This window comes from Amycolatopsis sp. NPDC041971, assembly GCF_055588925.1.
This window is the reverse complement of sequence record NZ_JBVJCE010000031.1, coordinates 45504-56763: the sequence shown is the minus strand read 5'-3', so window position 1 is coordinate 56763 and position 11260 is coordinate 45504. Positions and strand designations below refer to the sequence as shown.

Sequence of the window (11260 nt, the reverse complement as noted above, 5' to 3'; positions counted from 1 at the left end):
TTTTCTTGCTCTCAAAGGAACCCCAAAACGAGGTTCAAATACATAAGCTCTACTGGCTTAGTTCACTAGCACACTGTTGAGTTCTCAAGCAACACGCTTTGTTTCAAAGCGATATTCACAAGCTTTTGGTCGAGCATGCCGAATCCTACGGTCTTACTTGTAGGGAGTCGGCGGCCGCTCGTGGGCCGACGCTGAACATTACCTGGTCCGGTTCGCGGTGTCAACCCGCTCGGCCCTGATTCCTGACCTCGGGGCTTTCGGCCCCGGCGGCCCGGTGTTCCTGGCGACGAAGAGAAGATTACATGCCCCGGAACCCCCTGAAAACAGGGGGGTCACTTAACGACATCGTCGCAGGTCAGCAGTTGTGCACCGCCGTCATCCGACGGTCTTCAGGTAGCGGGGCGGTTTGCGGGCGGGTGCGACGCGTTCGAAGTCGGCCGCGTAGGCGAGCACTCGGGCGTCCGACCACTGCCCCGCCATGAACGAGACGCCCACCGGGAGCTCACCGACGAAACCGGCGGGCACGGTCACCGCGGGGTAGCCCGAGACCGCGGCCGGTGTCGACGACGGAATCACGTCGTTGTCGCCGGTCTTGCAGTCGGTCTTCCAGGCGGGTGGGTTCGTGGGCGCGGCGATAGCGTCCAGGCGGTGCTTGGCGAGGGTCTCGTCGATCGAGCGTTTCGCCAGGTCGGTCAGCTCGCGGCGCATCGCCAGGTAGCCGGGATCGGACGGGCCGGGCGCGGCGAGTGCCTGTTCGAAGAGTTCCTGCCCGGCGAAACAGGTCTGCTCCAGCGGGTCGGACCGGTTGTAGTCGATCAGCGCGGCGAGGTCGCGCGGGCCTTCGGGGCGCGTGGCCAGGTAGCGATCGATGTCCCGGTGGAACTCGGTGAGCAGGGCCGGGAACTCCAGTTCACCGAGCCTCGCCTGGTACGGCGGCGTCACCTCGACGACCTCGGCGCCGGCCTTGATCAGCGAGTTCTTGGTTCGCGTCAGCACGGCGTCGACGTCCGGACCGAGGACCGGCAGACGCCAGAGCCCGATCCGGGAGCCCTTCAGCACGCCGGGCCGGAGGTGCGCGGCGTAGTCGGTCGGCTGATTCGGCGGGTACGCGCCGGTGGCCGGGTCGCTCGGGTCGCGGCCTTGGAGCGCGGACAGGGTCAGCGCGACGTCGACGACGTGCCGGGCCATCGGGCCGGCGGTGTCCTGTTCGGCCGAGATCGGCACCACGCCGGTGCGGCTGACCAGGCCGAGGCTCGGTTTGTGCCCCACCGTCGAGGTCATCCCGGCCGGGCAGACGATCGAGCCGTCGGTCTCACTGCCGATCGCGACCTGGGCGAGCGACGCGGCGATACCCGCGGCGGAACCGGCGGACGACCCACAGGGGTTGCGATCGAGCACGTACGGGTTGTTCGTCTGCCCGCCGACGCCCGACCACCCGGAAGTGGGTTTGGCGGCACGGAAGTTCGCCCATTCGGACAGGTTCGCCTTGCCGAGGACGACCGCGCCCGCGTCACGCAGACGACGGATCAAGGTCGCGTCCTTCGCGGGCTTGCCGCGCAGTGCGCGCGAACCCGCCGTCGTCTGCATGGAGCGAGTGTCGACGTTGTCCTTCACCAGGACCGGGATGCCGTCCAGCGGCCCGCGCGTCTTGCCGGCGCGACGCCGGACGTCGCTCTCCGCGGCTTGCGCGATCGCGGCGGGGTTGATTGCGATGACCGCGTTCACCTTGCGGTCGATCTTGTGGATGCGGTCGAGATAAGTCGCGGTCAGACCGACCGCGGTCAGCCGTCCGGAGGACATGCGGGCCTGGAGCGCGGGGATGTCTGCGGCGTCGAGATCGAGAGGCCTTCCGGCGGCGGAGGCCGCCGGTGCGGCTGTTGCCGCGATGGTCACGGCGACCAAGGTCGTCAGAACTCCGAACATCGGTCGCCGCACCATCAGGTCTCCTTCGTCTAGAGAACCGGAAGCAAGGTCCGCAGCTCGTACGGGGTCACCGCGCTGCGGTAGTTATCCCATTCAACACGTTTGTTACGCAGGAAGAAGTCGTAAACGTGCTCTCCGAGCGCTTCGGGCAGAAGTTCCGATTTCTCCATCTCGGACAGCGCCTCGCCGAGGTTCTGCGGGAGCTGGGCGTATCCGGCCGCGCGACGCTCGGCCTCCGAGAGCTGCCAGATGTTGTCTTCGGCGGGCGGAGGGAGCTCGTAGCCCTTCTCGATGCCCTTGAGGCCGGCGGCGAGGATGACCGAGTACGCCAGATAGGGGTTGCACGCGGAGTCGAGCGTGCGGATCTCCACGCGGCGCGACGACGCTTTGCCGGGCGAGTACATCGGCACCCTGACCAGCGCGGAGCGGTTCGCACGGCCCCACGAGACGGTCGTCGGCGCTTCGCTGCCGTTGATCAGCCGTTTGTAGGAGTTCACCCATTGGTTGGTGACCGCCGAGATCTCCTTCGCGTGGTGCAACAACCCCGCCACGAAAGCTTTACCCGTCGCCGACAACTCGTACGGGTCTTCCGCGTCGTAGAAGGCGTTGCGATCACCCTCGAACAGGCTCACGTGGGTGTGCATCCCGGAACCCGGCTGATCGGTGAACGGCTTCGGCATGAAGGTCGCGCGGACACCCTGGGTGAGCGCGACCTCCTTGACGACGTAACGGAAGGTCATCACGTTGTCGGCCATGGTCAGCGCGTCGGCGTACCGGAGGTCGATCTCCTGCTGACCGGGCGCGCCCTCGTGGTGGCTGAACTCGACCGAGATCCCCATCGCTTCGAGTGTCTCGATGGCGTGGCGGCGGAAGTGCGTCGCAGTCGCGTGACTGGCCTGGTCGAAGTAGCCGCCGTTGTCCGCGGGCTCGGGCTCGCTGCCGTCGTCCGGGAGGCTCGCGAGCAGGAAGAACTCGATTTCGGGATGGACGTAGCAGGTGAAACCCGCTTCGGCCGCCTTCGAGAGCTGCCTGCGCAGGACGTGCCGTGGGTCCGCCCAGGACGGGGAGCCGTCCGGCATCGCGATGTCGCAGAACATGCGCGCCGAGTACGGGCCGCCGTCCGGCGTCTCCCAGGGCAGGACTTGGAAGGTGGCCGGGTCGGGCTTCGCGACCATGTCGGACTCGTAGACACGCGCGAACCCTTCGATGGCTGATCCGTCGAAACCGATCCCCTCGCTGAAGGCGCCCTCGAGTTCAGCCGGCGCCACCGCGACGGACTTGAGGAACCCCAGCACATCCGTGAACCAGAGTCTGACGAAACGGATGTCGCGCTCTTCCAAGGTACGGAGCACGAACTCCTGCTGACGGTCCATGGCCGCACCCTAACGAGAACGTGTTAACGACATGTTTCGCGACGCGCCGATCCGACCGGAAGTGGTGGATCACCCGACGAGGACCGGTTCGGGTTTGGTCGCTTTGGCGATCGACAGCGAAGCGACCGAAGCGAGCACCGCGAGGCCTGCCGCGATGTACCAGGCGAGCGCGTAGCCGCCCGACGAATCACGGATCGCGCCGGCTCCGAAAGCGGCCAGACCAGCGCCGAGCTGGTGGCTGGCGAAGACCCAGCCGAAGACGATCGGGCCGGCGGCGCCGTATTGCCGGACGCAGAGCGCGACGGTGGGCGGGACCGTCGCCACCCAGTCGAGTCCGTAGAAGACGATGAACGCCCACATGCTCGGTTCCACCGTTCCGCTCAACAACTGCGGGAGCAGGGCGAGCGAAACGCCGCGAAGGGCGTAGTAGACGCCAAGCAGGATCCGCGGGTCGACACGGTCGGTGAGCCAGCCGGAGGCGATCGTGCCCGCGACGTCGAAGATCCCGACGAGGGCGAGCAGGCCGGCGGCGGTCGTCTGCGGCATGCCGTGGTCGTGCGCCGCGGGCACGAAATGGGTACTGACCAGACCGTTCGTCGTGGCGCCGCAGATCGCGAAACCGGCAGCGAGCAGCCAGAACGTCCTCGTGCGCGCCGCCGAGCCGAGGACCGAGAGCGCGCGACGGGCGGAACCACCCGTGCGAGTGACTGGAGCGACTTCGCCGGGCTCCGCGCCGTAAGCGGTCGTTCCGATGTCGGACGGGTGATCGCGGACCACCAGAAGGACGACGGGAACGACGGCCAATGCGGCGATGGCGATGACGAGCGACGCCGTCCGCCAGCCTTCGTCGACGGCGAGGTTCGCCACGATCGGGAGGAAGATCAGCTGGCCGGTGGCGCCCGCCGCGGTGAGGACCCCGGTGACGACGCCGCGGCTGCGGACGAACCAGCGGGCGGCGACCGTCGCGGCGAAACTCATCGCCATCGAGCCGGTGCCGACGCCGACCAGGACACCCCAGCAGAGGATGAGCTGCCAGCTCGCGTTCATGAACACCGTGCCGCCCGCGCCGATCGCGACGACGCACAGCGCCGTCGAAGCGACGCGTCGCATGCCGAAGCGCTCCATGAGGGCTGCCGCGAAGGGCGAGAAGAGGCCGTAGAGAACGAGGTTCACCGAGACAGCCGCCGCGATCGTCGCGCGCGACCAGCCGAACTCATTGTGAAGTGGGTCGATGAGCACGCCGGGGGCCGCGCGGAAACCGGCGGCGGCGAGCAAGGCGATGAAGGCGGCAGCGGCGACGAACCACGCGCGGTGGAGCCGGGTCTCAGGTTGCACGGGTACAGCGTCATCGACGACGGCTCCCGCCGAAAGCGGCTGGAAGGACACTGTGCGAAAGATTCGGGCCAAGGCCATAGGCTCTGGCCATGCGCTGCCGTCACCTCTGGCCGGCGCTGCTGCTCACGATCGGGCTCATCGGCGGTTGCGCGGGGTCACCCCCGTTACCGCCCGCCCAGGACTACGTGAGCGCGGCGGCCGAATCCCTCGTCTCGTTACGCAGCGTGCGGTTCACGCTCGGAGTCAACGGCGTCGTCACCGGGCTGCCGGTGCGCGGGCTGGACGGCGAGATCAGTCTCGACGGTGGCGCGGCCGGTAATGCCGACCTGCAGGAGGACTTCGAACGGAGGAAGCTCAAGTACCGGCTGTCCGGCTCGGAGATCGCGCTCAGTGGGCCTGATGGGGAGCGGGTGCTTCCGGCTTCGGCGCCGTACACGCCTCAAGCGATGCTCGGGCCTGAAGGCGGGCTTCGGCGGCTGCTGACCGGGGCGACCGACCTGCGGGGCGAGCGGTGGGAGCGGGTGCAGGACACCGACTCGTTCCGGATCGCCGCGAAGGTGCCGGCCGCGGTGATCGGCGGGATCGTGCCGGAGATCAAGTCGGACGTTTTCGTGAAGCTGTGGATATCGCGGGACGAGCCGCGGCGGCTGGTGCGGGTGTGGTTGCAGGTGCCGCCGACGAAGCCGGAGGAGTTCGCGGTGATGTTGGAGCTGGCGCTGACCGGGCACAACGCGGTGGTCGTCGGGGACGGGCGATAGCAAAGGTCCCTTGCTCTCTTTCGGCGGGAAAGGCCTGGTCAACGGGGTCGGCGATAGCAAAGGTCCCTTGCTTCCCCGCTAGGAGCAGCGGGTGTCTGGAGCGGGTAGTACGCCGTCGATCAAGTAGGCGAAGCCGGCGCTGTCGACGCACTCGTTGCCGTCGAGGAAGACGGTGTGCTGCGCGCCGTCGAACGTCAGCAAAGCTCCCTTGAGGTCTCGGGCCAGGTTCACGCCGGACGCGTACGGGGTCGCCGGGTCGTCGGTGGTCGAGATGATCAGGGGCCGCGGCAGGCCGTCGATGTCGGGCTTGTGGACCTCGGAGGTGGCGGGCACCGGCCATACCGAGCAGATGTCGAGTTCACTCATGTCCGGGGTACCGCCCGCGAGGAACGGCGCGCCCTGGACCATCCGCTGATGGGCGCCTTCGATGACGCGTCTGTCGGCGATCCGCGTGCTGTCGACGCAGCGGACCGCGAAGTACACGTCGAGGATCCCGGTGTACCGGCCGTCCGTCTCGCGGCCGTAATAGTTGTCGGCGAGCGCGACCAGGGTTTTGCCACTCCCCCGCTTCAGCTCGGCGAGCCCGTCGTTGAGGAACCTCCACGCGTCCTGCGAGTACAGCGCGGCGCTGGTCCCGGTGATGGCGTCCTCGAAGGAGAGCTTGCGGGTCCCCGCGGGCACCGGTTCGGTGATCAGCGGCTGGACCAAGTCCTGGAAAGCCTTCGTCACCGCACTCGCGTCACGGCCGAGCGCGCAATCCTCGCGAGCGACGCACCATTTGCCGAATTCGGCGAACGTGTTCTGGAAACCCGCCATCTGCGTGACCAGCGATTCCGCGGTGTCGAGTTCGGGATCCACCGCGCCGTCGAGGAGCAGCGCCCGCACCCTGTCCGGATACGCCTCGGCATAGGCGGTGCCGATCTGCGTGCCGTACGAAAATCCCAGGTAAGTGAGCATTTCGTCGCCGAGGGCCGAGCGCAGGATGTCGAGATCGCGGACGACGTCCCTGGTCCCGATGTTGGCGAGCAGCTCTTTACCGTGCTTCGTGCGCTCGGCACACTTCGCGGCGTACGTCCTGGCGTCGGCGAGTTGCTTCGCGATCCCGTCGGGCGTCGAATCACTTTCGGAATCCTCGGCGCGGTCCGCGTCGCGTTCGGCATCGGTGAGGCAAACGAGCTTCGGATCGCTGGTCCCGACACCGCGCGGATCGAATCCGACGATGTCGAATCGCTCGGCGAGGGCCGTCGCCGGCCGGGACTTCGCGATCCGCGCCGCTGCGGAAACGCCTGATCCACCAGGACCACCGGGGTTGAGTACGAGAGAACCGATCCGCCGTCCCGCGTTCTTCGTCTGGTGCCGGAGAACGCCGATCGAGATCGTCTCGCCGTCCGGCTTCAGATAGTCGAGCGGCACAGTGAGCTTCGCGCAGTCGAACGCCTTGTCCGCATAAGACGCACACGCGCCCCAGGCCAGCTTCTGCCGAGTGAACTTCTCAAGCGCTTTCGGGTCCGGAGCCGGTGACGCGATGATCGTCGGAGACGCCGTCGGCGCGGGTTGCGGCTGCTGAGTCGTGCAGGAGGTGACCAGCACAGCGGCAACGAGCACGGCCGGGACGCGGCGAATCATCTCGAGATCTTCGCAGCGTCCCGGCCTGTCAGGGCCCTTCGCGCCGAACTCGTTACTTGGCGGCGCAGCGGGTGCCCTCATCCGGCAAGGCGCCGTCCACCAGGTAATCGATGCCGATCTGGTCAACGCACGAGACGCCCTGGAGGAACACCGTGTGCTGGTTGCCCTCGAACGTCAGCAAAGCTCCCTTGATCGCTTGCGCGAGGTTGACGCCCGCCTGATACGGGGTCGCCGGGTCGTTCGTGGTCGAGATGACCAGCGTCTTCGGCAGGCCGTCGACGTTGGGCTGGTGTGGCGCAGAAGTGTTCGGCACGGGCCAGAAGGCGCAGGCGTCGCGAGCGGAACCGTCCGGCTTGCCGTCGTCGAGGAACGGCGCCGCCTGCGCATACCGCTTCTGCGCGTCGAGAAGCTTCGCGGGATCGGTGACCCTCGGGTCGTCTACACACCTGATCGCGACGAACGCGTCCTGCGTCGTCCCGTAGCGGCCGTCGGCGCCGCGTTCGTTGTAGAGGTCGGCCAGCTTCTCCAGGCCGTCGCCGCGCTGGCGCTTCAGGTCGTTGAGCGCGGTGTTCAGCGATTCCCAGAGATCTTCCTGGTAGAGGGCCTGTATCACGCCTGTCGTCGCGTCCTCGTACGACAGTTTCCGGCCGTCACCGACCGGCACCGGGAAGTCGATCAGCGGCCGCACCAGATCCTGGAACGCCTTCGTCACGCCGGCGGCGTCGCGCCCCAGCGCGCAGTCCTCGCGCGCGGCGCACCAGTTCGAGAACTCTCCGAACGCCTTACCGAAGCCCTGTCCCTGCGCGACGAGCGACTCCACCGCGTCCTGCTCCGGGTCGACGGCCCCGTCGAGCACCAGCGCGCGGACGTTCGCCGGGAACGCCTCGGCGTAGGCGGATCCGATCCGCGTCCCGTAGGAGTAGCCGAGGTAGGTCAGTTTCGGATCGCCGAGGACCGACCGCAGGACGTCCATGTCCTTGACGACGTCACGGGTGCCCACGTTCGCGAGCATCGAGGGGCCGTGTTCGGTCCGCTCGGCGCACTTGGCCGCGAAGTACTGGGACTCGGTCTCCTGCTTTTTCACTCCCTCGGGTGATCCGTCCGTCTCGCTGTCGTCCGCCCGGTCCGCGTCGCGTTCGGCGTCGGTCAGGCAGCGGATCTGCGGCTGGCTGGCGCCGATACCGCGCGGGTCGAAACCGACGATGTCGAAGCGTCTGCCCAGCGCGTTCGTCGCCGTCCGGGAAGCGAGACCGGCCGCGGCGGCCATTCCGGAAGCACCGGGGCCGCCGGGGTTGACCACGAGCGCCCCGATCCTTTCGTCGGTTTCCAGAGCCTTCCGGCGCAGGAGGCCGAGCGTGATCGAATCGCCTTCAGGCTTCGCGTAGTCGAGCGGGACGGTCAACCGGGCGCATTGTGCGTCCTTCACTCGAAACGCCGCTTTCGCGTCATCGGATGTCGCGTAGGGTGCACAGTCGGCCCAGGTCAGGCTCTGTCCGTAAAACTTCTCGAGGCCGGATGGCACGGGTCCGGTCGGAGCGTGCGACTCGGTGGCCGGAGGCGGCGGCTGAGTTCTACCCTCTCCCGACGAGCACGCGGCGGAAGTGACGGCGAGCAGGCCGGACAGCGTGATCGCGGCGAATCGACGGGCACGGGACCTGGCGCTGACATGAGTGGACACGGTTGGATCGTGCCATCGGCCGTGGAACTCGGCCGCACCACCACCGCGTTGGTGATACGGGTCGTACGGCAGAAGAGCAGACGGGAGCACAGGGGTGGCAGCACTGATCAGCCGGGTGGGCAAGAAGCTGCGCCGGATCATCCAGCGGCCGGGCAGCGTCGAGCTGACCCGCTACGAAGCGCTGCTGCCGGCCATCGAGAAGCTCGAGCCCGAGTTGGAGAAGCTCTCCGACGAGGAGCTGACAGAGCGGGCCGGCAAGCTTCGCGACGCCGCTTCCTTCGGCAACGAACAGCTGATCGAGGTCTGCGCGCTCGGTCGCGAGGCCGCGCGGCGGGCTCTCGGCGAGCGCGCCTTCGACGTCCAGCTGCTGGGCGCGATGGGCCTGCTCAGCGGGCATATCGTGCAGATGGAGACCGGTGAGGGCAAGACGCTGGCCGGTGCGCTCGCCGGTGCCGGGTACGCCCTGCGCGGGAAGCACGTCCACGTCGTCACGGTGAACGACTACCTCGCTCGTCGTGACGCGGAGTGGATGGGCCCGATCTACGACCTGCTCGGCGTTTCCGTCGGCTGGGTCGAGCCCGCTCACTCCCGCGACGAGCGCCGCGAGGCGTACGCGAAGGAAGTCACGTACGGCGCCGTCAGCGAAATCGGCTTCGACGTGCTGCGCGACCGCCTGGTGACCCTCGAAGAGGACCTCGTCCAGCGCGAGCCCGAGGTCGCGATCGTCGACGAGGCGGACTCCGTGCTGGTCGACGAGGCCCGCGTGCCGCTGGTGATGGCGGGATCGATCGACCACACCGACGCCGACGAAGAGGTCGCGAACATCGTCCGGCGGTTGCGGCTCGGGCTGCACTACGAGACCGACGCCGACGGCCGCAACGCCTGGCTGACCAAGGCGGGCGCGTCGGTGGTCGAGAAGGCCCTCGGCGACGACATCAACCTCTACGACGAGACGGGCTCGGACAGGCTGCCCGCGGTGAACGTGGCGCTGCACGCGCACGCGCTGCTCACCCGCGACGTCGACTACCTGGTGCGCGACGGCAAGGTGCAGCTCATCAACGCCGCGCGTGGCCGCGTCGCCGAACTGCAGCGCTGGCCGGACGGCCTCCAGGCCGCCGTCGAGGCGAAGGAGCAGGTCAAGGCGACCGACCGGGGCGAGATCCTCGACTCGATCACCGTGCAGGCGCTGCTCGCGCGGTACCCCGAGGTCGCGGGGATGACCGGTACCGCGGTCGCGGTCGCCGAGCAGCTGCGCGAGTTCTACAAGCTCGAGGTCGCGGTCATCCCGCCGAACACGCCGAACATCCGCGAAGACCAGGAGGACCGGATCTTCGGATCGCCGTCGCAGAAGCTGCGCGCGATCGAGGAGGAGATCCGGCGGGTGCACGAGACCGGGCGGCCGATCCTCGTCGGCACCCAGGACGTCGCCGAATCCGAAGAGCTGGCCGAGAAGCTGGCGAAGGCCGATCTCGAATGCGTCGTGCTCAACGCGCGCAACGACGCCGAGGAAGCCGCGATCATCGCCGACGCCGGCAAGAAGGGCGCGGTCACCGTCTCGACGCAGATGGCCGGTCGCGGTACCGACATCCGGCTGGGTGGCAAGGACGGTGACGGCCGCGACGACGTCGTCGAACTGGGCGGCCTGCACGTCATCGGCACCGCCCGCTACCCGTCGAGCAGGCTGGACGGCCAGCTGCGCGGCCGGTCCGGACGGCAGGGCGACCCGGGCAGCGCGGTGTTCTTCGCCAGCCTGAACGACGAACTCGTGCTGTCGAACGCGCCGGACGTGCCCGAAGGCATCAGCTCCGACGTGGGCAGCGGCGAGGTCACCGACCCGGCGGCGTTGCGGCAGATCAACCACGCGCAGCGCGTCGCCGAAGGTGTCGACCTGGAGATCCACCGGAACACCTGGCGCTACACGCGGCTGATCGAGCGGCAGCGCGGCGAGCTGCTCGAGCATCGGGACAAGGTGCTGCGGACCGCGCACGCGGCGGAGGTGCTGGAGAAGGCGCATCCGGAGAAGTTCAAGGAGCTTTCGGAGGCGGTCGACGACGAGGCCCGCGTCCACCAGCTGTGCCGGGAGGTGCTGCTGTTCCACATCGACCAGCTGTGGTCGGACCACCTGGCGTTCCTGACGGACGTGCGGGAGAGCATCCACCTGCGGGCGCTGGCGCGGGAGACGCCGATCGACGAGTTCCACCGCGCGGCGATCCCCGAGTTCCACAAGATCATCCCGGAGGCGGCCGAGCGGGCGGCGAAGACGCTCGAAGAAGCCGAGATCACCGAGAACGGGATCGACCTCGGTGACGCGGGCGTGCGGCGGGCGAACACGACGTGGACCTACCTGGTGCACGACAACCCGTTCGACTCCGACTTCGAGCAGACCATCAAGAAGGTGCGGAGCATGATCAAGCGGAAGTAGCGCGCCGTCCTGAGCAGGGAGCGGGGGACCTTTGCTATCACTCTCTTTCGGAGAGCGATAGCAAAGGTCCCCCGCTTTCTTTTCGTCCGGCCGGCCCCAGGTGGGCGATTCGGCACATCCAGTCGTCCCCGCGGACGCCGGTGGG

At 68.0% G+C, this 11260-nt stretch carries 7 protein-coding genes; 2 read left to right on the top strand and 5 right to left on the bottom strand.

The genetic code is table 11. From position 1 onward, the window contains the following. Positions 1 to 375: 375 nt before the first annotated feature. From ACZ6DT_RS39010 to ACZ6DT_RS39000, 3 genes are all read right to left on the bottom strand, one after another. Positions 376 to 1938, bottom strand: a complete 1563-nt coding sequence (locus tag ACZ6DT_RS39010; protein WP_465604725.1) for an amidase — start codon at positions 1936 to 1938, stop codon at positions 376 to 378. A gap of 14 nt (positions 1939 to 1952) precedes the next feature. Further along, the gene (glnA, locus tag ACZ6DT_RS39005) at positions 1953 to 3296 is read right to left on the bottom strand and encodes a type I glutamate--ammonia ligase (RefSeq protein ID WP_465604723.1); all 1344 of its coding nucleotides are present in this window, start codon (positions 3294 to 3296) and stop codon (positions 1953 to 1955) included. Positions 3297 to 3365: 69 nt separating this feature from the next. After that, positions 3366 to 4631 carry an MFS transporter gene (locus ACZ6DT_RS39000; protein ID WP_465604721.1) on the bottom strand — a complete coding sequence of 422 codons (1266 nt, stop codon included), beginning with the start codon at positions 4629 to 4631 and terminating at the stop codon, positions 3366 to 3368. Between the two features lie 89 nt (positions 4632 to 4720). On the opposite strand from ACZ6DT_RS39000, the gene ACZ6DT_RS38995 reads away from it, so the two are divergent. Beyond that, positions 4721 to 5389 carry an LppX_LprAFG lipoprotein gene (locus ACZ6DT_RS38995; RefSeq protein WP_465604718.1) on the top strand — a complete coding sequence of 223 codons (669 nt, stop codon included), beginning with the start codon at positions 4721 to 4723 and terminating at the stop codon, positions 5387 to 5389. Positions 5390 to 5467: 78 nt separating this feature from the next. Here ACZ6DT_RS38995 and ACZ6DT_RS38990 read toward each other — a convergent pair whose 3' ends face one another. Then, positions 5468 to 7015 carry an alpha/beta hydrolase gene (locus tag ACZ6DT_RS38990; protein WP_465604715.1) on the bottom strand — a complete coding sequence of 516 codons (1548 nt, stop codon included), beginning with the start codon at positions 7013 to 7015 and terminating at the stop codon, positions 5468 to 5470. 52 nt (positions 7016 to 7067) lie between these two features. Beyond that, positions 7068 to 8639, bottom strand: a complete 1572-nt coding sequence (locus tag ACZ6DT_RS38985; RefSeq protein ID WP_465604731.1) for an alpha/beta hydrolase — start codon at positions 8637 to 8639, stop codon at positions 7068 to 7070. Positions 8640 to 8787: 148 nt separating this feature from the next. Between ACZ6DT_RS38985 and secA2 the strand changes: the two genes are divergently transcribed. Next, complete coding sequence (secA2, locus tag ACZ6DT_RS38980) at positions 8788 to 11115, top strand: accessory Sec system translocase SecA2 (RefSeq protein ID WP_465604713.1); 2328 nt, start codon at positions 8788 to 8790, stop codon at positions 11113 to 11115. The last annotated feature ends 145 nt before the right edge of the window (positions 11116 to 11260 follow it).

What these genes read in the sequence shown, in the direction of transcription:
- ACZ6DT_RS39010 (WP_465604725.1), bottom strand. Translation starts at nt 1,938, where the DNA reads ATGGTGCGGCGACCGATGTTCGGAGTTCTGACGACCTTGGTCGCCGTG.
- ACZ6DT_RS38995 (WP_465604718.1), top strand. Translation starts at nt 4,721, where the DNA reads ATGCGCTGCCGTCACCTCTGGCCGGCGCTGCTGCTCACGATCGGGCTC.
- ACZ6DT_RS38990 (WP_465604715.1), bottom strand. Translation starts at nt 7,015, where the DNA reads ATGATTCGCCGCGTCCCGGCCGTGCTCGTTGCCGCTGTGCTGGTCACC.
- glnA (WP_465604723.1), bottom strand. Translation starts at nt 3,296, where the DNA reads ATGGACCGTCAGCAGGAGTTCGTGCTCCGTACCTTGGAAGAGCGCGAC.